We start from the raw sequence: 22,239 nt of genomic DNA on the forward strand, positions 1-22,239 counted from the left end.
TTCCCGGTTCGACGAACAGCCGATCGTGTCAAATGTGGTCTAACAGAGCCTATCCTTTTCGTGTTTACCGCTCGTCTTGCACGGTGTCATAAACATCAGCTTTGCCTGAGGCGAGCGCGCCGTGATGGTGCGGATCAGGTAGTCGAGCGCACCGTAGAACTCGTGCACGTCCGTGCTGCCCAGCTCTCCCAGCGGCACGTTACGGCTAAAGTCGTTAACGCCGCCAAAGACGATGCAGATATCTGCCGTGTGATCGATGCCGTCCAAGCGCTCAACAAACGAATCGCTACGGTCGGCCTTGACGGCAATACGCGAACCCTTAATACCAAAGTTCTCGATCGTAGCGCCGCCCAGCAGCGCACCCAGGTGCGAGGTCCAAGAGATGTCGTTGCCTCCCCCGCCGCATCCGTTATCGCCCCAGGTGGTCGAATCGCCAAAGCAGCAGACGGTCGATTCGCTCAAGTTTTTCGTTTCCATATTCTTCTCCTCACCCGCACACCGGCGGTCATACAGGTACATACCGTTCATTCACAACATCCGAGGGGCTATGCGTGGGCGTATTCCGCAACTTGCGAATCGAGCCATTCGATATCCTCGGCAAGATGCGCCACGCCCAGGTGGTGTCCACCCGGGCAGACCTCGTGCAGAAGGTTTTCGTCCTTGCCCAGCAGCGCGTAGGCGTCGCGAACGATATCGAGCTGCTCGTCTACGTTCGCAAGCCCGCGGGCGCCGTTGAGATGGTCTTTCTCGCAGCTCTGAACCAAGAGCGGCCGTGGCGCGACAAGCGATGCAATGTCGCCCATGTCGAGCAGACGCCAGAGTCCAGGCGTGTAATTGCAGCTGCAATTGCCGTTGAGGTGCAGTAGCGAATCATCAACGCCGTACAGATAGCCCGAGACAAACGCCTTGCGCACGCGCGGGTCGAGCGCGGACAGGTACAACGTCATGTAACCGCCGCCCGAAAAACCAAAGCAGCCCAGGTCGTCCATGGCAATGTCACCGCGTGTCTCCAAGTAATCAATCAAGCGCATGTTGTCCCAGGCGTTGAGGCCCGCGACCGTAAGACCCAGCGGCTCGGCCATACGTGCTTGATTCAGACACGTACCGCGCAGGTAGCTGTTCTCGTCGTCGCCCTGACCCTTCCAGTCACGACGGTATCCCCAACCACGCGCATCGGGGCAGACGGTCACATAACCCATGCGCGCCAAACGCAGACCGTAGTCGTAATTGAACTTACGCACGGCATCGTCGACCGCCGGCACGCCCGCAACGCCGGCTATGCTTGCAGCACCCGCCCCCTGGTGACCATGCGGGCAGATATAGCAGCGCTTGAGTCCCCGCTCGTCAAGCTTGGGGCGGGACGGCTCCAACAGGTAAAACGGCATCCACACATCGTGCTCAACCTGCAGCACCGCATGAGTACGCACGATGCTGCCGGCAACCCGCACGCGATTGAGCTCACGAATCTCAATCGGGGCGCGGTCCATAAGCGAAAGACCCAAAATATCGTACAGACGAGTCCTGGTCGCAGCCTTCCATGCCTCAAAGTCTGTGGGAGTCTTGCCCGTAAATGCGGCCGAGCGCCCCTCGCGCTTCAGTCGGGCGCGCAGCGCAGGTTCGTCCTCGTAGTACGTCTCGATGTGCACGGTGCGGCCATTGGCAGATAGCCCGGCCGTCTCTACCGCATCACCGTCGCCGCCCTCGGGATCCCAACCATCCGTGCCGGCAAGCACTCGGTCACGCGCATAGCGTTCGGAATCCTGACCGGTCAGGCAATGCGCCCACGGCACCCAAGCGGCAGTATCACCCGCCGGGCCAAACAGGGCACCGCCGGCATACAGGGTGCCGTCATGTGCCGCTGGCTTATTCCAATCCCACCAACCCTCGAGTGAAATATGGGGGCCCAGCCAGCATTCGAGCAAAACGGTCTGGGCCCACTCGCGCCATGGACGACCCAGATAGACCGATCCGGGGGCAATGCCCTCATCGGCTGTAAACGAACAGCCATGAAACACAAATCCGTACGGCTCGCCCTGGGGCGTGGAGGCTGCCGTTACATACCCGTTGACATCCATATCGCGGTTGAGCGAGCGAATCTCACACCCCTCAAAGTAGGCACGCGCGCCGCCAAAGATAAAGTCGACATCGCCCTCGATCCGGCAACGTCGAAAATACTGCCGCCCCACGCGGCGCGGGGCGAACTGCTTGGGGCCTATAAAGCCGCCCGGCTTGGCCTCGCGCGGCGGCAGCGGCCCCAAAAAGAGCGTGTCCTGGTGTCCCTTAATGCAGCAGGCATCGACAACCAGGCGGTCACCATCGGCATACAGGGCAATCGCCTGGCCGACCTCGCGCCCATCACCGGCGTTGTTTTCGATTGTTAGACCCGCAAGCGTCACGTCGTCGGCATCGACCAGCACCGTGTACGTACGGAAGGTGCCGAGTCTTCCATCCTGGCCGCTACCATCTTCCGAAGGCATCTTGGCACCCAGGCCTCCCACGATACGCACGCTGTCGGCCGTCTCACCCTCGATGGTCACATGCGGACGACGGATCTCAACCCGCTCGCGGTACTCACCCGGCGCCACCAGCACACGCACCGGCACGGTCGTATCGGGCACGCACCGCTCAGCCGCCTCGAGTGCCGTCGAAATGCTGCGATACGCGCCTTCGCGTTCGAGCGATACCTCAAAGAGCTGCTCTTTACCACTCATCTGTCATTACGCTTTCTGTCACAGAACACCCACCATGCAATGCCGGCACCTATAGATTGCGTGCGACAGCCGGGCAGACCCGACCGTCGCACGCCTCAACATGCCGTATTCACTTGTGCAGGAGCACTACCCTACGCGCGGATAACCTTGTCGACGTTTTGCAGCTGCAACTCGTCGCCATCCTGACCCTCGATGCGCACGTTCTGCAGGTCGAGGACTTTCACGTTCTGCGCGATGATGCCCTGGCGCACCATGGGCTCCACGCCGCAGGCCATGGCCGGCACAAAGGGCTCGGCATCGGCGGCAAAGGTCACATGGACATCCTGGAACGTCAGGCGCGTCACCTTGCTCTCGGGAAGGCCCGTGATATAGGCCGCGGCCGCATGGCAGTTGGTGGCCTCGATATCGCAAAACGTCGTGGCGCCAAAGCCGGGCGTACGGTCGTCGACGGGCAGCGCCTCGCGAGACTGCACGTAGTCGGTCTTGCCGTCCTTGTCGCAGAAGTAGAACGAGTTGACCACGAAGGGCGTGAGCACCTTATCCATGCGAATGTGCTCGAAGGTGATGCCCTCGTTGACGGCGTCCTTGCCGCGTCCGCGGCGTGTCTTGACGCGCAGGCCGCGGTCGGTGCGCTCAAAGAGGCACTTGCTCACGGTGAGGTCCTTGATGCCGCCGGCGGCCTCGGATCCCAGCACCACGGCGCCGTGGCCGTCGTGCATGTAGCAGTGCGAGATCAGCACGTCGTGCGTGGCGGGACGGAGCTCGGGTTCAATGCCCAGTTTGCCGCTCTTGATGGCGATGCAGTCGTCGCCCACCGAGAACTGACAGCCAAGGATGCGGACAAAACCGCAGCTCTCGGGATCGAAACCGTCGGTGTTGTGGGAGTTCTTGGGACCCTCGATGGACAGGCACAGGGCATCGACGTGCTCGCACAGAATGGGATGGATATTCCACGCCGGGCTGTTGCGCACGGTAAAGCCGGCAAGACTCACGTTTTCGCACTCGGACAGGAAGATCATGCGCGGGCGGGCGATCTCGCGGCCCTCCTCGGGACGGAAGATGTTCTTAAAGTCCTTGTTCCACCAGTTGTCCTCGGCAAAATCGGTCTGGCCGTCGATGGCGCCGCGGCCATAGATGCACACGTCGTGCACGCTCAGGCCCGTAAAGGTCGAACAGTAGGTCGAGAAGCTCTCGCCCTCCCAACGGCCCAGGGGCAGCATATCGGTGCCGGCGTACCCAGCCCCCTCGTCACCCGTGACCGTGCCCGGAATGTAGGCAAGCGCGGCGCGGTCGTGGCGGGCCAGCAGCACCGCGCCCTCGGCAAGCTCGATGTTGATATTGCTCTTAAGGAAGAGGGACTTGATGCGGTAGTTGCCGGCGGGGATCAGCACGCGCCCGCCCTTGGGGCAGGCCATGATGGCAGCCTGAATGTTGGTGGTGTCATCGTGCTCGGCATCGCCCTTGGCTCCGCAGTCGCGAACGTTGATGGTAAAGGGCTCCGCCGGCGTGGTGACGCCTACGCTCAACTCGCGCTCGCCGCAGACAAAGCGGATCAGGTTGCGCTTGCCGGGAGTCAGGCCATCGACATAGGTCTCGACCGTATTCGTGGTACCGGCGGGCTCATCGTTGACAAAGATCTCCCACGTATCGGCACAGGTAAAGTAGCCGCCATCGTCGAGCTCGATAACGGCCGCGCGGGCATTGCGCCAGATAACGTTCGTCTCCATGGGTCTCTCCCTCAAATGTAATCAGAAGTTCATACTAGTCGTTTTTAAAAAAGGGCCGTACCCGCCGGTGGATCTCCGGTGGCACGGCCCTGTGGTTTGGACGATGCGCCTGCCCTACTCGGCGGGAATTACGCTGCCGTCCTGGAAGCCAACATTGTTGTGGGCGAAGCAGTCCTCGTACTTAAAGCCGGAGAGCTCCTCGCAAAGCGCCTTGACCTCGGGCTTGACGTCGGCCATCTTGCCACCCTCCTTGACACGGTGGATCTCGTCGCAAAGGATGTCGCACTGCTCCTTGTCAATCTTGATGCCGCGGGCAAGGACGGCCGCGAGCAGGAAGAAGCCGGCGCAGCCGATGAGCATGTAGCCGCAGATGTACAGAGGCACGGTGGCGGGCTGGGTCACGGCGTCGCTGTTGCCGGCGGTCTGAATGAAGCCGGAGGCAGCAAGGACGATAGCCCATACGTTGACGGCAACAGCCTGGGCGATCTGCTGGCAGAGCTGCTGTGCGGAGCTGTAGATGCCCTCGCGACGACGCAGGGTGATGAGCTCATCGACATCGGGGATGTAGTTGAGCAGAACATCGGGCAGATACTGGAAGCCAACGTAGAAGAACTTCCAGATGGCGAAGATGATGGGGTAGGCGATCATGGCGATGGCGACCGTGGAGGTGCCGTTGATCTGACCAAAGGCGAAGTAGTTGTAGGCGATGATGCACGCGGCGCAACCGACGTTTGCCAGGTACCAAGACTTGTGGAAGCCCTTCTTGGCCATGAGGGCGACCCAGATGGCGGTGCAGACGATAGCGACGACCTTGCCGGGCATCTCCATCACGGACTCGTAGGACTTAGGAATCTGCAGACAGTAGACGATGAAGAAGGACAGGCACGCAGACCAGCAGGCAGCGGCGAGCTTCGTGGAGACCTGCGCATACAGGACCTTGCGGAAGGACTTGTTGCGGAAGGTAGAGATAACGTCGATGAAAAACTTCTTGATACCCTCGCCGACGCTCTCGATCTTCTCCTGAGCGACCTCCTCGGGGGTGTGCTCCCACGTAGACAGGTACACGCAGAGCAGCGAGATTGCCATGACCGAAGCGTTAATCGTAGCAATAATGAAGTAGCTGAACGGGTTGGTCTCGCCGAAGGTGCCAAAGCCAAAGCCGACGAGTGCTGCCATCAGGAAGCCGGCGGCGTTACCAAAGAGGTGCTTGTAGCCGGTGAGGTACGTACGCTCCTTGAAGTCATCGGTCATCTCGATGGTAAGCGGCGACAGGTTGGCGGTGCAGAACGTGTACGCGACGTTGTAGATCAGGTACAACACAAAGTAGTACGGGAAACCAAACGGCGTAGCCACAAAGATGAGCGGCTCGGCGACCATCATCGGGATAGCCAGCAAGATCCAGAAACGGCGGCGGCCAAAGATGCGGCCGATCTTAGTAGCGTAGAAGTTATCGGCCACAAAGCCCATGAGCGGGCACAGAATGGCGTTGAGATAGATGGCGAACGAGCTGATCAGCGCAGCCTCGCCTGCGGACAGACCGCACTCCGTGGACAGGAACAGCACCATGTAGCTGTGCGTAAAGCTCAGGGCACCGGAGTTGAGCATGCCGCCCATACCAAAGCCCAAGCGCGTCCAGAATGTGATCTTGCGCTTTTTACCGATCTTGTTAGTCATCGAGCTCCCTCTCTTTTCTCGATTGTCTTGTAACAAGACATTGGAGTCCATACCGATGTCTGTCTGCATATCGCCCACTCGTAGGGTGAACGTTTAGCTAGATTATGCGCGATTGCATATGATAGGTGAACGTTCACTTGTATATTATCCTTGAACGGTCGTTTTTTGCCGTTAAACGGACATCTGACTTGAAAAAAATCACGATTACATGGGTATTGAGTGGGTTTAAATTTGAGGTCGATTAGGTGAACGTTTATTGTTTTCGCCGCTCCCGTACCCTCAGAAAGACACGCCCGAACAGACAGAACAAACATGGCCCCGCCGGGAACACTCCCGACGGGGCCATGGTCAATAGCGCCCTATGCGAACCCATTTACCGCTACAGGCAGACGCCGTCCTTCCAGATGCTGATCTCGTGACAGCCGCGGCGCTCGGCACTCGTAAGCTTGCCGCTCGCCGTCTCTAGCACCAGCTGGTACAGGTCGTGGGCAGCCTCGTCGAGCGTACGCTCGCCCGTGGCGACCACGCCGGCGTTAAAGTCCATCCAGTTGGCCTTGTGGTCGCACAGACGCTGGTTGGTGAACACCTTGAGTGTAGGCGCCGGTGCGCCAAACGGCGTGCCGCGGCCGGTCGAGAACAGGATTACGTGGCAGCCGGCAGCCGTCAGGGCCGTGGTGGATACCATGTCGTTACCCGGGCCGCACAGCATGTTCAGGCCATGCTTGGTAGCCTGACCGGCATACGGCAGCACGTCGACGATGGGGGCAGATCCGCCCTTTTGCACGCAGCCGCAGCTCTTGTCCTCGAGCGTGGTAATGCCGCCGTCCTTGTTGCCGGGGCTCGGGTTCTCATAGACGACCTCCCCGTGGCTGATAAAGTAGTCCTTAAAGCCGTTGAGCATGTCGGCAGCTGCGTTAAAGACGTCCTGGCTCTCACAGCGATCGAGCAGAATGCTCTCCGCGCCAAACATCTCGGGAACCTCGGTGAGCACCGACGTGCCGCCGCGGGCGACGACCATATCGCTCACGCGACCGATCGTGGGGTTGGCGGTAATGCCCGAAAGACCGTCAGAGCCGCCGCACTTAAGGCCAATGACCAGCTCGGAGGCAGGAATGGGCTCACGCTTGGCCTGCTTGGCCAGGTCGGCAAGCTCGGACAGGATCTTGTGACCCTCGACCTGCTCGTCGGCTACATCCTGGCAGGCGAGGAATCGAACGCGCTCGCGATCGAAGTCACCGAGCTCGTCGAGTACCTGCTGGTGCGTGCAGTTTTCGCAACCGAGGGACAGGAACAGCACACCCGCAGCGTTTGCGTGACGCGAGAGCGCCACCAGCAGACGGCGCGTCTGGGCATGGTCGGCACCGGTCTGCGAGCAGCCAAAGGGATGCGGGAAGTAGTAAACGCCCTCCAGCGAGCCCTCGACCAGATCCTGAGCCTGCTCGCACATGGCACGTGCGACCTCGTTGACGCAGCCGACCGTGGGGATGATCCACAGCTCGTTGCGCGTGGCGGCGCGGCCGTCAGCGCGGCGGAAACCCATAAAGGTCTCGGGCTCAACCGGCTCAACGACCGGATGCGTCGGGTTGTAAGCGTACTCGACCTCGCCCGAAAGGTTGGTCTTGACGTTATGCGTATGAAGCCACTGACCGGGCTGGATGTCGCCCGTCACGTGGCCGATAGGAAGACCGTACTTGACGACGTCCTCCCCCGCCGCAATGGCACGCACGGCCATCTTGTGGCCCTGCGGAATATCCTCCGCGGCAACGACCTCGCCCACCCCGGGAACCGCGACAGCGGTGCCCTTGGCAAGCGGCGACAGCGCGACGATCACGTTATCGGCCGGATTGATCTGGATAGTGTTCATTACAAATGGTCCTAACCCTACAGGTTGAGCAGAAGTCAGCGGGCGCCCGCCAGTTGCCCGGCGGGCGCACAGAAGGATTTAGGCCTGGGCGTTGGCAAATGCCTGCTTGGCGCCCTCGGCGCGCACAACGGCAAGCGCGTTGACGACAAACTCCTCAAGGCCGGCGATCTGCGTAAGGTCCTCGCCCCACATCTGCTCGTTGTTGAGCACGTCGTGCACCAGCTCGGCATCGTCTGCACCGGCGTGGGCGGCGTAGAAATCGAGCACGAAGGCATCGTCCTGAGCGGTGTACTCGGTGCCGTCGGCGCGGCGCAGGTGCAGGCCATCGCCCTCGCGAGCAACGAGCTCCTGCGTATAGAAGGCAATGAGCGTAGCGAGGCTCGTCGCCAGGCACTTGGGCAGGTTACCGGTCTCGGCAACATAGTCCTTGAGCGTGGGCAGGTCGCGAGCACGCCATTTGGCGGTTGAGTTGAGGCAAATGGAGAGCAGCGCGTGGTCGATAAACGGGTTGTCGAAGCGGTTCTCGACGGCGGCGGCAAAGGCCTTGCAGTCCTCGACATCCAGATCGGCGGCAAGCGTCGGGATGACCTCGTCGTAGAGCATGGTGTTCATGAAGCCACGGACGGTCTCGTCGTGCATGCAATCGCGCACGATGTCAAAGCCGGCAACCCAGGAGCCCGGAACAAAGGCAGTGTGGGCGCCGTTGAGGATGCGGACCTTGCGCTTCTTGTACGGGGTGACATCGGGGGTCACAAAGACGCCCGGCAGGCCGGCCTTCACGAAGGGCAGCTTCTCGGCAAGTGACTCGTCGCCCTGGATACCCCACATCTGGAAGGGCTCGCGCACGGCCAGGAAGGGATCTTCGTAGCCCAGGCGCTCGGCCACGGCAGCGGCCTCCTTGGGGTCGCGGATGCGGCCGGGGACGATAGTGTCGACGAGCGTGGTGCAGACGGTGCAGTCGTTGGCCATCCACTGCGAGAACTCGTCCTCCCAGCCCCAGTCGCTCACGTACTGGTTCATGATGCGCAGCAGCTCCTCGCCGTTGTGATCGATGAGTTCGCAGGCGAGCACGATGACGCCCGGCTTGCCGGCGGCCCAGCGGGTGTGGAGCACCTGGGCAAGCTTAGCGGGGAAGCTCGCGGGCGGCATGTCGTCGGCCTTGCAGGACGGATCGTAGGCAATGCCAGCCTCGGTGGTGTTGGAGACGATAATCTCCAAATCGTCGGAGACGGCGACCTCCATCATGGCGCGGTAGTCGTCCTCACGATACGGATTGAGGCAGCGGCTGCAGGCGCTGATCACACGGGACTCGTCGACCGTGTTGCCGCTCTCCTTGCCGCGCACCAGCACGGTGTACAGGTCATCCTGAGCGTTAATGCCGTCGGCAAAGCCAAAGGCACCGCTGATGGGCTGGACCATGACAACCTTGCCGTTCCAGCCGGTTGCCTCGTTGCCCATGTCAAAGAAGCGGTCGACGAAGGCGCGCAGGAAATTGCCCTCGCCAAACTGCAGAACCTTCTCGGGCGCGTCCTTGGGCAGCAGGTAGCCCTTGTAGCCGATCTTCTCGAGCGTCTCGTAGCTGATGTTCTCCATCGATGTCTCTCCTTAGATTGCTGTTAGCGTGCAGGCAAAACGGGGGCGCCGCGTGTGGCAACGGCGCTCCCGAGTTCGGTGTGATTCGATGCGGGTTTAGGCCTCGACGGCATCCAGGTCAAAGCCAAAGTAGCGGACCGCGTTGTTGTAGCTGATGTCGCGCACGATGGCTCCCAGCAGCTCCATGTCGGCGGGGTACTTGCCCTGCTCGACCCACTCGCCGATCACGCCGCACAGCACGCGACGGAAGTACTCGTGACGCGGGTAGGACAGGAAGGAGCGGGAATCGGTAAGCATGCCCACAAAGTTGCCCAGCACGCCCTCGTTAGCCAGAGCCGTAAGCTGCTCGCGCATACCGATCTCGTTGTCGTTGAACCACCAGGCAGAGCCGTTCTGGATCTTGCCGGCGGTCGGAGCCTCCTGGAAGCAGCCCATCACGGTATCGATCATGGTGTTGTCGATGGGGTTCAGGCTGTACAGGATGGTCTTGGGCAGACCCGTGGACTCCTGGATGGAGTTGAGGAAATCGGCCAGCTGGTCGGACGGCGTGTAGTTGGAGATGCAGTCGTAGCCGGTGTCGGGACCGAGCTTGGCGAACATAGCGCGGTTGTTGTCACGCTTGCAGCCAAAGTGCAGCTGCATGGCCCAGCCAAGGCGGACATACTCGCCGGCGACGAACTGCATAAAGGCCGTCTTGTACTTGAGGACCTCGTCCTCGGTAAGCGGCTCGGCGGCAAGGCCCTTGGCAAAGATAGTCTCGATCTCGTCGGCGGTAGCCGGAACGTACATAACGTAGTCGAGCGCGTGGTCGGAAGCGCGGCAGCCCAGCTCGTGGGCAACGTCGTAGCGCTTGGAGATGGCAGCCTTCATGCCCTCGAAGTCGCTGATCTCAACGCCAGCAACCTCGGAGAGATGCTTGCAGTAGTCGGCGAACTCCTGGCCACGCTCGATGCGCAGGGCGGCATCGGGGCGCATGGCGGGAACGACCTGAACGTCAAAACTGTCGTCGGCGGCAATCTTCTTGTGCCACTCAAAGCTGTCGGCGGGGTCGTCGGTAGTGCAGATCATGCGGACGTTGGACTGCTTGATGAGGTTGCGGCAGGTAAAGCTGGCCTCGGCGAGCTTGGCGTTGGCAAGGTCCCAGACCTCCTGAGCGGTTTTGCCGTTCAGGACACCCTCGTAGCCAAAGTAACGCTTAAGCTCCAGGTGGCTCCACTCAAAGACGGGGTTGCCCACGCAACGGCCTAGGGTCTCGGCCCACTTCTGAAACTTCTCGCGAGCAGGGGCATCGCCGGTAATGAAGCGCTCGTCGACGCCGTTGGCACGCATCAGGCGCCACTTGTAGTGGTCACCGCCCAGCCAAACCTCGGTGATGTTCTCAAAACGCTTGTCGTCCCAGATCTCCTTGGGAGAAATGTGGCAGTGGTAGTCAACGATGGGCATGCCCTCGGCAAAGTTGTGGAACAGCTCCTCACCGGTTTTGGTGCTCAGCAGGAAATCCTGATCGTCCATGAAGTTTTTCATCAAACAACCCCTTTGTTGGCGGAGCGGGCGCACGATGCGCTCGTTATCCTCTAGGTGAACGTTCACTATACTAATTCATTGCGACTTAAAAGGTGAACGTTCACCTAACCACCATGGGGTGAACGGTCGATTTTGCCCGTTCAACGGTTACTGGAGCCGTGACTTGTATGTATTGCGAATTGGCAGGCGTCCCCGAATACCGAACTTGAGCGCTTTGGCCAGGTGGGTCATGTTCCGCCGTGCATTTTTGGGAGTATTCAGCATCGGAGCGCACCGCGCACCGTCTTCGAAGCCCTATCTGATGCTCATATTGCGCCCAATCGGCATAAATAAATACCCCCGATGGCGAATTACGCCATCGGGGGCACTTAAAACAGTCGTCCTAACCTCTTTCGGGACACGCCATTGCTGAATACTCCAAAAAATGCACGTCGCAAGAGGGGGTACCTGACTAAACGGCTAAATTCCCGCAAGCTCGCAGTAGCGGTCGACGTTGCTGGCAAACACCATCTCCACAGCACCCTTCTGCACGGGCTCCGCCGGAGTTTTACCCCACAGCAGATACTCGCCCAAGGTCTTGGCGCCACGGTAGGCCAGGCTCACCGGGTCCTTATAGACAATATTGGTAAAGATGCCACGGCGCAAGGCCAAGGCGCTCTCGGGGAACAGGTCGTTGCCGATTACCATGACCTTGCCGGCCTTGCCGCTTGAAACAAGCGCGTCGGCGACCACCTCGGAACCAACGGCAAAAACGCTACAGATGAGCTCGGGAGCATCCGGCGTACTCAAGCGCTGCTCAAGCTCGCGCTCGAGCTGTTTGACTTGCGCATGGGCGCCGGCAAGGTCCTCAACCTGCCATGGAATATCGTGTTCGCGCAGGTAATTATGAAAGGCGCGGGCGGTCAGGTAGTGTGAATCGGTATAGGGGTCGCCCGCCAACAGGAGCACGCGGGCGTCAGCCCCAGAAGCGTGGACCAGATTTGCCGCCTGCTCTGCCATAAGACTGCCCGCCGCGGAATAGTCCGCCAGACTGGCACCCAGGCGATCGAGGTGCGGGCGGTCGCCGTCTACGAGCTCGATTGTCACGCCCGCCTCGGCAATCTGCCTCAAGAGCTCGGTCGCGCGGTCATCGCCCGGAACATAGGCAAGCAGACCATCGATCTTCTCGCCTACCTGCAGACGCTCATCAATCTGCTCGAGCGCATCGGCGTAGCCGCCCACGCCAAATTCTACGCGCTCAACCGTAATGCCCCGGTCGATGACCTCCTGCTCAAAGCGGTTGCAGCCTTCCCAAAGGTAACGGAAAAAGTACGCCCCCTCGCGCGATGCGCGGGGCAGGCAAAACACCAGGTTGATATCCTTGCGGCGCAGGCTCGAGGCACTTGTGTTGCGATGGTAGCCCATGGCCTCGGCCTTGGCATTCACCTTGGAGCGCACGGATTCGCTCACGCCGGCCTTACCCGTCAGGGCCTTGTGCACGGTATTGATGGAAACGCCAAGCTCGGCGGCAATGTCCTTCATGGTTACGCGAGCGCTCATGGGGTTACTCCGTTATAGATAAGTTGCCAATTAACAGTACAGGTAACGATACCCCAAAATCACTCTTCAACTCGCCGCGCTCGCCGCCAAATGTGCAAAGCGCCCCGCAAACGGATGCTCGCGAGGCGCTTGGATGACGGACCTTACTTGATACCGCGGCCCAAGTCTTCGGCAATTTTGTCCACGCCCTTAAGTGCGGCGCAGGTTTTTTTGTTGGAACAATGTCCCGTGCAAACGCCGCCCTGAGCGCAGTCGGCGCAGGTGCCCTTGCGATAAATGCGCACGCACACGGCGACAAACGCAATACCGATAATAGCCAGTACAACAATATCGATAGGTGCCATAGCAAGCCTCCTCTAGTTAACCATCACTTACTTTACCCCATTCTCCACCTGCCAAAAAGGGACAGGTATATTTTGGTCGGTTTTATCTGCGGAAACGCCACATCTCCCTCACCAAAAAGCCCGAGTGTCGCTGGGACACCCGGGCTCGTGGAAAGGGGCTGATCCTTATTCGGACTTAAGCGGAAACTGCAGCGGAAGCGGTGTTGGTCTCGTCCTCGTCGGTCCAAGCGTGCTTGGGCATGGGACGGAAGATCTGGAAGAGCATCGCAACCAGCAGAACGATGGCTACAACCGTCCAAATACCAAACTGGCCAAGGACAAGCAGGTTGTAGAACTGGTTGATGAACAGGCCGATCACCCAGGCAAAGGCGCACTCGTAGCCGATGGCAATCGCGGTCCACTTGCCGGAGTCCATCTGGTTGCGGATAGTGCCCATGGCGGCAAAGCACGGGGCGCACAGCAGGTTAAAGGCGCCAAAGGCAACGCAAGCGCCCATAGTCGGGAACATGCCGGCGAACGCGGTCCACAGGCTCGGGTCGGTCTCGGCGGCGTCGGCAACGGACAGCAGCGAGCCGGCGGTGGCGACGACGTTCTCCTTGGCGACAAGTCCAGAGACAGTCAGCGCGGTGGCCTGCCAGGTGCTAAAGCCGAGCGGGGCGAAGATCCAAGCGACCAGGTTGCCCAGCATGGCGAGCACGGAGTAGTCCATAAACTCCTCGGGGATGCCGTCCATCGCAGGCAGGAAGCCGAAGGAACCGTTGTAGCTACCAAAGTTGGAGAGGAACCAAACCACGACGGTGGACGCGAAGATGACCGTGCCGGCCTTCTTGATAAAGGCCCAGCAGCGCTCCCATACATGCAGCGCCCAAGAGCGGATTGCCGGGAAGTGATAGGCGGGAAGCTCCATAACGAACGGCGTCGGGCGACCGGCGAAGAGCTTGGTCTTCTTGAGCATGAGGCCCGAGGCGATGACGGCAAAGACGCCCAAGAAGTAGAACAGTGGGCTGATCCATGCGGCGGTGGTGGAAGAATCGCCGATGATGGAACCCATGAGCAGAGCGATGATCGGCAGCTTGGCGCCACAGGGAATAAACGTGGTGGTCATGACCGTCATGCGGCGGTCCTTCTCGTTCTCGATGGTCTTGGTGGCCATGACGCCGGGGACGCCGCAGCCCGAGGACACGAGCATGGGGATAAAGGACTTGCCGGACAGGCCAAAGCGGCGGAACACGCGGTCCATGATGAAGGCGACGCGGGCCATGTAGCCGCAGTCCTCCAAGAAAGACAGCATCACGAACAGCAGGAACATCTGCGGCACGAAGCCGAAGATGGCGCCCAGACCGCCGACGATACCGTCACAGACCAGCGAATCGACCAGGCCACCGTCCTCGGTGCCGCCCGCCACAAGGGCATCGTGCACCACGGTGGTAATACCCGGAACATAGGGGCCGTACTGTGCCGGGTCGACCGAGTCGGCGGCGTCACCCGCAGCCTCGACAGCTGCGTCGTAGGCGTCGCGGCCCTGGCCGAGCACATACCAGCCGTCGGTGCCAAAGAGCTGGTCGTTGGTGAAGTCGGTCACCGTGCCGCCCAAGGTAGAGACGGCAATGTAGTACACGCAGAACATGATGACCACAAAGATCGGCAGGCCCAAGATACGGTTGGTAACCACACGGTCGATCTTCTCGGAGGTGCTCATCTTGGCCGGAGCCTTGGTGAGGCACTCGTCGATGATGTGGGCAATCACGCCGTAGCGCTCGCCGGTAATGATGGACTCGGCGTCGTCGTCGCAATCCTGCTCGCACTGGGCGACCAGCTGCTCGACGCGAGCGGCCTTCTCCTTAGTGAGGTTGATGAGCTTGCAGGCGTCCGCGTCGCGCTCGAACAGCTTGACGGCGTAGTAGCGACGCTTGTTGGCGGGAACGCTCGCCGGCAGATTGTTCTCGATGTGGTCCAGAACGTCCTCGATGGAGGAATCGAACTTGTGCTCCGGCACCTGGCCCTTGGAAGCAGCGGACTTCTTGACCTGCTCGAACAGCTCGTTGATGCCCTTGTTCTTAAGGGCCGAGATCATCATGACCGGGCAGCCGAGCTTCTTGGAGAGCTTGTCCGTGTCGATCTTGTCGCCGTTCTTCTCGACCAAGTCGGCCATGTTGAGGGCGACGACCACGGGCAGGCCGGTCTCGATAACCTGAAGCGCCAGGTACAGGTTGCGCTCCAAGTTGGTGGCGTCGACCACCTGGACGACGACATCGGGCTCGCCGCTCATGAGGTAATCGCGCGAGCACTGCTCCTCGGGGCTATAGGGGGAAAGCGAGTAGATGCCGGGGAGGTCCGTGATGGTAACGTTCTTGTCGCTCAGGAGCTTGGCTTCCTTTTTCTCAACCGTGACACCGGGCCAGTTGCCAACGTAGCCGTTGGCGCCGGTGATCAGGTTGAAAAGCGTGGTCTTGCCGCAGTTGGGGTTACCCGCCAGCGCGACATGGATCTGAGAATCCGCCATTCAATCCTTCTTCCTTGTGTGCCTGCGCTGCTTTCTCCGCGCGGGCTGGATAATGTGCTTCAAAGATGCTGCATTAAGTTAGAAAAACCTAACTTTATCTGCAGAAATAACCGCGCAAAGATCCCTTACTGGACCTCGACGACGGCGGCCTCCTCCTTACGGATGGAAAGCTCGTAGCCGCGCACGTTGATCTCGACCGGATCACCGAGCGGTGCAACCTTTACGACCTTGAACGAAGTGCCCTTGATGAGCCCCAGGTCCATGAGGTGGCGGCGCAGCGCGCCCTCACCGTGAAGCTTGACGATGGTAGAGCTCTCGCCCACCTTAACGTCACCCAACGTCTTCATATTCTTTTCCCCCTTTCAGTTTTTACAGAATGCTGCGGACTAACCGACGGTCATGATATGCATGGCGACCTTGGAATCGATGCCAAAGCGTGCGCCCAGCACCGTGACGATGATGTTGGCGCCACTCGAGCTCACCACGTGGATCTCGCTGCCCTCGACAAAGCCGAGGTCCTTGAGGTGGTGCTTCATGTCCTCATTACCCTTTACACGAGACACGCGCACGGTTTCGCCCGCCTTTACCATCGAAAGCGGCATAGCCGGCATCTGCGGTCCGCAAGACATGAGTGAGCTCCTAACGTCAGTTCGTCCTCAACATCGACGCAGCAAAAGTTAACCACGTCTATGTTCGCTTTAGTAAACTAGCACGTGGTTAACTTTTTGGAAAGGGTCCCCATTTAGATTTCGAAAAAGTTTCCTATACGAAACAAAAAGGCGCGGCAAAGAGCTGTCCTTTGCCGCGCCCTGTCATGCTTAGAGCGAGAGGTTTCTGATCGATGTGACGCAGGAGGCCTCATCCACGCCCGAAACGCGGAACACGATGTCTTCGCCACATTCGCCGTAGAGAGCCATGAGCCCCATCACATCGCGGCCGTCGGTATGGCGATCGCCGATGCTGACCGATACGTCGCTACGATGCTTGGCAATAATGTCATAGAGCAGCGCAACCGGGCGGGCATGCAATCCCAACGGATCTTTAATCGTCTTTGTAAACTCGACCATGTCCCCTCCCGCGGCATCGCACATTCGGCCGGCAAACCCAACCACGTGGTAGTTATTGTAGCGTTAGATGCTTGTCGAGAGCTCCTCTGAACACCTCGTGGGCAAAAAGTGGCAAATATGAGTACTGTCACCGATTTAGTAGCAGCAAAATCGCGAGCAAAGTGCCTGCTTTGAGCGATTCGAAGAGGTTGAAAGCCGTCAAACGCCCTTTAAAGGGGGTTAGATAAATTGATTTTGAGCCCGTTTTTGCTCAGAACAGGCCGAAAAATATGACACCTCTTTTGCAACAGTACTCATATTTGGCATTTTTTGACCACGGGGTCCAAAACCATGCCCCAAAACACAAAAGGAGGGGCCTCGTAAGGCCCCTCCTTAGGAAAGGGAATCGATTTATTCCACAGCCGTAGATTAATCCTAGCCGCTACTCCATCATGTCGAGGACGGAGGGGCGAAGCTCGTTCTCGGCGGGCTCGGGATCGGTCTCGCGCAGGCGGTTGATGTAGCGGTTGTACCACATCACGGCAAGGCCCAGGAAGACAACTACACCGCCAACGTTGTAGACCAGCGTCAGCCACAGAGGCTGATCGAGCGGAATGGTGCCGCAGATAAGCACGAAGCAGAAGACAACGAGCAGGAAGGCGGCAATGACCAGACCGAAGGTGCGCGAACCCATACGGAAGTCGCGGGGCGCAGCGTCGAAGTTCTTGCGCAGCATAAAGTAGGCAAGCAGAATCAGCAGCGGCGGGAGCAGAGCGGTGGCAGCCGTCATGTTGGTGACGATCATGAGCAGGTCGTCTAGGTTGCCGGAGCCCAGGGCCGGGATGATCAGGATGGGGACGACGATGGCGAACTGCAGCCAGGCAGCGCGGGCAGGAATGCCGTGCTCGTTGAGCTCGACGATCTTGCTACCAAAGACGCCCTTGGGGATCTCGGTGAAGAAGACCTTGATGGGAGCAGAGGTCCACATCATGAGGGAGCCCAGCGTGGCGGCAAGAAGGATCAGGCCAATGACGCGCGTGGACACTTCCATGGGAATGCCAAAGTGGGCAAAGACAGCGCCGAATACGTCGAAGATACCGGTGGAGATGGCAACGCCGCCCTCGGGAATGAACAGGTTGACCAGCAGCGAAGCGCCTGCATACAGAAGGCCGATGGTCAGGCCGGCGATAACGACGGTGCGCACGAAGGCCTTGACGCCACCCTTAAGGTCGTTAAGGAACACGCCGACAGACTCAGCGCCGCCAACGCCCTGGATGATCCAGGCAAGCGTACCGAAGAAGCCCCACATAGTTGCGAAGTTGCTCGTGTCGGGAGCCATGTTAGCGGGGGTAGGAGCCGTAGCGAACTCGACGCCGCCAAAGGCAGCAGCCAGGGACAGCAAGATGAACACGGCAGTCAGGCCGAGAGCCGCGGTCGAGCCGAAGGAGGAAATGGAGCCGATCCACTTAGCACCCTTGGTCGAAACCCACGTGGCGATAGCAAAGACGACGATCTCGATAATGGTGATCCACAGCTGCGAGAGCTCGGCATTGGCACCAAAGAACACGTAGCTCGCGTAGATGATGACGTTAGGCAGGACGGACGCAAAGTAGAACAGGTTAACGAACCAGTAGCTAAATGCCGTCAGGAATGCCCAGCGACCGCCCATCGAGGTCTTGACCCAGGCGTACACGCCCGACTCGGAGTCCTTGTTAAGGCCGACGAATTCGGCGGTAACCAGGGTATAGGGGACAAAGTACAAAAGCGTAGCGAAAAAGAACGACGGCGCAGCTGCCAAGCCGATGGCCGCGTTGTTGTTGATGATGTTCTTGATACCGAACACGGCGGCGACCGTCATGCCCAGCAGAGCGAACGAACCAATCGTTCCTCGTTTTTCAGAGCTCATAAGCCCTCCCAATCATCCGTTATATCTCATCTAAAACCGTCCGGACTGCAAGCGCAATCGTGGACGGCGCACCTGCTAAGGGGAATGGGGAAAAGGGAGTCAACAAAGCCATCCCCCTTAACGGCGCGAAGCAAACGTCCAAACGGACGAATACTACTTGTTGGGGAAGGAATAACCTTCAACCGTCACGTGCAGTACCACGACGCGGGAATCCGCGGCATCGGCCACGACACGGTAGGCCTCGTCAATTTCGACGACGGCAACGCCGCCGGCGGGAATCGTCACGGTCTCCCCCGCACCCTCAAAGCGCTCGCGATCATCGATATCGCTGTAAGCACGGATGCAGGTGAGGTCTGCCTTGGGGGCAACCTCGACGGTCAGGTCGCCGTCGAGCGGAGCGAGCACGGCATGGTAGCGACGGTGACCGACCAGATCGGCGGTAGCGGCCTCGCGGGCATAGACCCACCAGTACACCAACGAGTCGCCGATGGAGTAAGCCACGTCGTGCTGCAGGTCGGCAACGCCATCGAGCGCCTGACCGGTGCGCATCCACTTCTTGACGGACTTCATCTGAGCGTCGAAATCGGCGCGCGAGTTAAAGACATGCATGACTTATGCCTCCTTAATGGGTGCCAGCGCCTGAGCCAGATCGGCAGACGTCAGCGGTCGCAGGGACACCTCAAAGCTGAAGCTCTCAAAACGGGTGCGGTAGGAATCGAGCACCTCGGAACCCCAAGAGTTCGAACCAAGGCCGAGCAGCTGGTCGTTGATATTGACCGTAACCGTGTCGCCCTTGACAAGGTCGTAGACGTGCTTGGCGTTATCTATAGCCTCGCAGCTATAGGGCCATGCCGAGAACGAGAACGGGTTGGAGGCGGCGTCGCTCGGACGCGTCACGACCAGACCGTCACCGTGGCTAGAGCGCAGGGCGACCCAACGGGTGCCCTCGCGGTTAGCACAATCCTGAGGCATAACGTAGGGCGTGAACATGTCGTCGACCGTAGTGCGGTAATGACCGACCGGGTTGGCGCGCAGCGAGTCCGGATAGTTCTCGCCCGGGCCGTGGCCATACCACTCGACGGCACGATCGCAACCGGGGACCTCGAAGGAGATGCCGATGCGCGGGATGATATCCGAGTAATCGCCGTAGGGCTCGCCGGAAACCTTGAGGTCGACGCGACCGCTCGGAAGCACGGTGTAGACGAGCTCGACGCGCATGCCGAACGCGCGGACGGGAGGAGCGATACGCTGGCTCACGGTAACGACGACCGCATTGCCATCCTGCTTCCAAGAAACCTTGCGGGTAGACGTCTGCATCACATCGATGAAGTTGTCCTTCCACAGTGAGTCATACTCCTGGGCATGGTTATCGACGAGCGGATGCCAAAAACCAACCTGGGGACCAGAGGCCATGACGTCGCGGCCGGATGCCTTCCACTCGCTCACGGTACCGTTGACTTTGCTGAAGGTCAGCTCGCCGTTGAGGGAGTGGATGCGGATCTCCTGCTCGGTCTCCTCAACCGTAAGCTCAGGACGAGCGGGGGCCACGATGGTCGGCGCCGGATGGTTTGCGATGGCAAACTGGCTAGCGCCCAGCTGGAACATCGGCTCGCACCAGACGTGAGCGGCCATGGTGTAGGCGCGCACGGTCAGCAGGGTCTCGCCCACTGCGGCCTCGCGAATCACCAGTGGCAGCTGGACGGACTCGCCGGGGGCAACCGCGCCGGGCATGAGCGTCTTGCGGCAGACCACGTCGCCGTCCACCAGGGTCTCGGCCGACAGGCAGACATCCTCGAGGGTGGTGAACCAACGCTTGTTGGTGACGGTCAGCTCGCCTGCCTCGGCGTCATAAGCCATGCGGACCGGGCAGATAACCTGGCCGTACTCGGTAAGGCCCGGACTCGGCTGCTGCCAGGGGAACACCATGCCATCGATGCAGAAGTTGCTGTTGTTGGGGTAATCGCCGTTGTCGCCACCATACATATCGTAGGCAACGCCGTCCTCGGTCACAGCAGCCAAACCGTGGTCGCACCATTCCCAAATGAACTGGCCCTGGATGCAATCCCAACGATCGAAGACCTCCTGGTACTCGGACAGGCCTCCGGGACCATTGCCCATGGAGTGACCGTACTCACAGTTGATGCGCGGCTTGGGGAATGGGTGCTCGCCAAAGTCGTTCATCTGCGAAACACGGGAGTACATCGTGGAGATAACGTCGACGGTATCGGCGTTGCGGTCCTCCTCATAATGGACCGGACGATCATCGAGCTCGTGAGCCTTGGCGTACATCGCGCGGATGTTGCAGCCATAGCCGCTCTCGTTGCCCATCGACCACATAATGATGCAGGCGTGGTTGCGCTCCTGCATCACCAGGCGCTCAATGCGGTCGACGTAGGCCGGCTCCCATGCCGGATCGTCGGTGACCAGGGCGATGTTGCCGATATTCTCGAAGCCGTGGCTCTCCATATCGGTCTCGGCGACCAGCATGATGCCATACTCATCACACAGCTCGTAGAAGCGCGGGTCATTGGCATAGTGAGAGGTGCGCACCGCGTTGATGTTGTGCCGCTTCATGAGCTCCAGGTCGCGGCGCATGCGATCGAGGCCCACGGCGCGGCCCTTGTGATCGTCGTGATCGTGGCGGTTGACGCCATGCATCTTAAAGTAGGTGCCGTTGAGGTAGATATGATTGCCCTCGACCGTCACCTCGGCAAGACCCTGGCGATGCGGAACGTACTCGCTGGCCTCGTCGCCATCGTAGACCTCAAACGTAAGGTCATAGAGGAAGGGGTCCTCGGGATTCCAGAAGTGGGCATCGGCAACGCTGCACTCGGCATGGCCGTCGACGCACTCACCCGTAGCCACCACGTTTCCGCCATCGCTGAGCGTATACACAACGCGGGTAGCGCCCTCGGCCACCGTATCGAGCGTGATCAGAGCGGCATCGCCCTCGCGGTGCGTGCGGAACCTAAAGTCGACCAGGTGCGCGGCGGGACGCTGCATAAGGTACACATCGCGGAAGATGCCCGAGGCCCACCACATGTCCTGATCCTCGATATAGCTGCCATCACTGTACTGCAGAGCCTTGACCGCAAACAGGTTATCGCCCTCGACGAGCGCGTCGGTCACGTCAAACTCGGCAGACAGGCGCGAACCCTTGGTCATGCCGATAAACTGACCGTTGACGTACAGCTCACCATAGCTCTCGATGCCGTCAAAGCGAATGATCTCGCGAGCGCCGGCAGGCACGGCGGGAAGGTTGACGATGCGCTGGTAGACGCCCGTGGGGTCGTCGGAGGGAACGAACGGCTGATCCACCGGGAACGGGAAACCCTCGTCGGTGTAGGCAAGGTTGCCATAGCCATCCACCTGCCACAGGTGCGGAACCTCCACGTGATCCCACTCGGGCTCGTACGTGGAGAGCTCCTCGTTGGAAACGGCAGCAGGCCCCTCAAAGAGGCGGAACTGCCACGAGCCGGACAGCTGGACAAACCCGCGCGACAGCTCGCGGCTGTACGTAGCGGCGAGATCGGCGGTCTCGTAACCCATAAAGTACGCATGGGGTGCCAGGCGGTTCCTGTGGGTGAGCGCTTGGTTTTCCCAATCGTTAATGGCGTCCATGGTGATGCTCCTTCGTCATCGTAGTGATTCTTGTGCAACCGGTTGTCCTTATCTTACGGGCGATGCAAAAAATTGTGCAACCGGTTGTCCGCTGAACGGTCGATTTGGTCGGATTAACGGTGCAACCGGTTGTACAGCTGCGACACTTATGTCACCCTGAGTATCGAAACTCAGCGCAAAACATCGT

The 22,239-nt window shown here is 59.9% G+C and carries 16 protein-coding genes; all 16 read right to left on the minus strand.

Annotated elements, in window-relative coordinates:
• Positions 1–39 precede the first annotated feature (39 nt).
• Positions 40–477: an SGNH/GDSL hydrolase family protein gene (locus tag DWV43_RS00790; protein ID WP_158569801.1), complete on the minus strand. Its 438-nt coding sequence runs from the start codon at positions 475–477 to the stop codon at positions 40–42.
• Positions 478–545: 68 nt separating this feature from the next.
• Positions 546–2,711: a pectinesterase family protein gene (locus DWV43_RS00795; protein WP_117856204.1), complete on the minus strand. Its 2,166-nt coding sequence runs from the start codon at positions 2,709–2,711 to the stop codon at positions 546–548.
• 131 nt (positions 2,712–2,842) lie between these two features.
• Complete coding sequence (locus tag DWV43_RS00800; RefSeq protein ID WP_117778843.1) at positions 2,843–4,438, minus strand: glycoside hydrolase family 28 protein; 1,596 nt, start codon at positions 4,436–4,438, stop codon at positions 2,843–2,845.
• Between the two features lie 114 nt (positions 4,439–4,552).
• Positions 4,553–6,112: an MFS transporter gene (locus tag DWV43_RS00805; RefSeq protein WP_157758022.1), complete on the minus strand. Its 1,560-nt coding sequence runs from the start codon at positions 6,110–6,112 to the stop codon at positions 4,553–4,555.
• 379 nt (positions 6,113–6,491) lie between these two features.
• Positions 6,492–7,976 carry a UxaA family hydrolase gene (locus tag DWV43_RS00810; protein WP_117817686.1) on the minus strand — a complete coding sequence of 495 codons (1,485 nt, stop codon included), beginning with the start codon at positions 7,974–7,976 and terminating at the stop codon, positions 6,492–6,494.
• A 78-nt stretch (positions 7,977–8,054) separates the two neighbouring features.
• The gene (locus DWV43_RS00815) at positions 8,055–9,569 is read right to left on the minus strand and encodes a tagaturonate reductase (protein WP_117817684.1); all 1,515 of its coding nucleotides are present in this window, start codon (positions 9,567–9,569) and stop codon (positions 8,055–8,057) included.
• Positions 9,570–9,665: 96 nt separating this feature from the next.
• Positions 9,666–11,093, minus strand: a complete 1,428-nt coding sequence (gene uxaC, locus DWV43_RS00820) for a glucuronate isomerase (protein WP_117817682.1) — start codon at positions 11,091–11,093, stop codon at positions 9,666–9,668.
• A gap of 459 nt (positions 11,094–11,552) precedes the next feature.
• Positions 11,553–12,632, minus strand: coding sequence for a substrate-binding domain-containing protein (locus tag DWV43_RS00825; protein ID WP_117817680.1), 1,080 nt, complete (start codon positions 12,630–12,632; stop codon positions 11,553–11,555).
• A 143-nt stretch (positions 12,633–12,775) separates the two neighbouring features.
• A complete protein-coding gene (locus tag DWV43_RS00830; RefSeq protein WP_117797110.1) occupies positions 12,776–12,976 on the minus strand; it encodes a hypothetical protein in 201 nt (66 codons plus the stop codon).
• Positions 12,977–13,151: 175 nt separating this feature from the next.
• Complete coding sequence (locus DWV43_RS00835; protein WP_117817678.1) at positions 13,152–15,479, minus strand: ferrous iron transporter B; 2,328 nt, start codon at positions 15,477–15,479, stop codon at positions 13,152–13,154.
• 125 nt (positions 15,480–15,604) lie between these two features.
• Complete coding sequence (locus DWV43_RS00840; protein WP_006234774.1) at positions 15,605–15,826, minus strand: FeoA family protein; 222 nt, start codon at positions 15,824–15,826, stop codon at positions 15,605–15,607.
• 39 nt (positions 15,827–15,865) lie between these two features.
• Positions 15,866–16,108, minus strand: coding sequence for a FeoA family protein (locus DWV43_RS00845; RefSeq protein WP_040358815.1), 243 nt, complete (start codon positions 16,106–16,108; stop codon positions 15,866–15,868).
• 189 nt (positions 16,109–16,297) lie between these two features.
• Positions 16,298–16,546, minus strand: coding sequence for an HPr family phosphocarrier protein (locus DWV43_RS00850; RefSeq protein ID WP_035136856.1), 249 nt, complete (start codon positions 16,544–16,546; stop codon positions 16,298–16,300).
• Between the two features lie 421 nt (positions 16,547–16,967).
• Complete coding sequence (locus DWV43_RS00855; RefSeq protein ID WP_117817676.1) at positions 16,968–18,431, minus strand: amino acid permease; 1,464 nt, start codon at positions 18,429–18,431, stop codon at positions 16,968–16,970.
• 153 nt (positions 18,432–18,584) lie between these two features.
• Positions 18,585–19,040: a hypothetical protein gene (locus tag DWV43_RS00860; protein ID WP_117765414.1), complete on the minus strand. Its 456-nt coding sequence runs from the start codon at positions 19,038–19,040 to the stop codon at positions 18,585–18,587.
• Between the two features lie 3 nt (positions 19,041–19,043).
• The gene (locus tag DWV43_RS00865; RefSeq protein WP_117797114.1) at positions 19,044–22,052 is read right to left on the minus strand and encodes a glycoside hydrolase family 2 TIM barrel-domain containing protein; all 3,009 of its coding nucleotides are present in this window, start codon (positions 22,050–22,052) and stop codon (positions 19,044–19,046) included.
• Between the last annotated feature and the right edge of the window lie 187 nt (positions 22,053–22,239).

The sequence above is a fragment of the Collinsella sp. AF05-9 genome (assembly GCF_003465595.1).
In the GTDB taxonomy this organism is placed as follows: domain Bacteria; phylum Actinomycetota; class Coriobacteriia; order Coriobacteriales; family Coriobacteriaceae; genus Collinsella.

What these genes read in the sequence shown, in the direction of transcription:
- DWV43_RS00795 (WP_117856204.1), bottom strand. Translation starts at nt 2,711, where the DNA reads ATGAGTGGTAAAGAGCAGCTCTTTGAGGTATCGCTCGAACGCGAAGGC.
- DWV43_RS00865 (WP_117797114.1), bottom strand. Translation starts at nt 22,052, where the DNA reads ATGGACGCCATTAACGATTGGGAAAACCAAGCGCTCACCCACAGGAAC.
- DWV43_RS00810 (WP_117817686.1), bottom strand. Translation starts at nt 7,976, where the DNA reads ATGAACACTATCCAGATCAATCCGGCCGATAACGTGATCGTCGCGCTG.
- DWV43_RS00860 (WP_117765414.1), bottom strand. Translation starts at nt 19,040, where the DNA reads ATGCATGTCTTTAACTCGCGCGCCGATTTCGACGCTCAGATGAAGTCC.
- DWV43_RS00840 (WP_006234774.1), bottom strand. Translation starts at nt 15,826, where the DNA reads ATGAAGACGTTGGGTGACGTTAAGGTGGGCGAGAGCTCTACCATCGTC.
- DWV43_RS00835 (WP_117817678.1), bottom strand. Translation starts at nt 15,479, where the DNA reads ATGGCGGATTCTCAGATCCATGTCGCGCTGGCGGGTAACCCCAACTGC.
- DWV43_RS00830 (WP_117797110.1), bottom strand. Translation starts at nt 12,976, where the DNA reads ATGGCACCTATCGATATTGTTGTACTGGCTATTATCGGTATTGCGTTT.
- DWV43_RS00790 (WP_158569801.1), bottom strand. Translation starts at nt 477, where the DNA reads ATGGAAACGAAAAACTTGAGCGAATCGACCGTCTGCTGCTTTGGCGAT.
- DWV43_RS00850 (WP_035136856.1), bottom strand. Translation starts at nt 16,546, where the DNA reads ATGGTCGAGTTTACAAAGACGATTAAAGATCCGTTGGGATTGCATGCC.
- DWV43_RS00855 (WP_117817676.1), bottom strand. Translation starts at nt 18,431, where the DNA reads ATGAGCTCTGAAAAACGAGGAACGATTGGTTCGTTCGCTCTGCTGGGC.
- uxaC (WP_117817682.1), bottom strand. Translation starts at nt 11,093, where the DNA reads ATGAAAAACTTCATGGACGATCAGGATTTCCTGCTGAGCACCAAAACC.
- DWV43_RS00805 (WP_157758022.1), bottom strand. Translation starts at nt 6,112, where the DNA reads ATGACTAACAAGATCGGTAAAAAGCGCAAGATCACATTCTGGACGCGC.
- DWV43_RS00825 (WP_117817680.1), bottom strand. Translation starts at nt 12,632, where the DNA reads ATGAGCGCTCGCGTAACCATGAAGGACATTGCCGCCGAGCTTGGCGTT.
- DWV43_RS00815 (WP_117817684.1), bottom strand. Translation starts at nt 9,569, where the DNA reads ATGGAGAACATCAGCTACGAGACGCTCGAGAAGATCGGCTACAAGGGC.
- DWV43_RS00845 (WP_040358815.1), bottom strand. Translation starts at nt 16,108, where the DNA reads ATGTCTTGCGGACCGCAGATGCCGGCTATGCCGCTTTCGATGGTAAAG.
- DWV43_RS00800 (WP_117778843.1), bottom strand. Translation starts at nt 4,438, where the DNA reads ATGGAGACGAACGTTATCTGGCGCAATGCCCGCGCGGCCGTTATCGAG.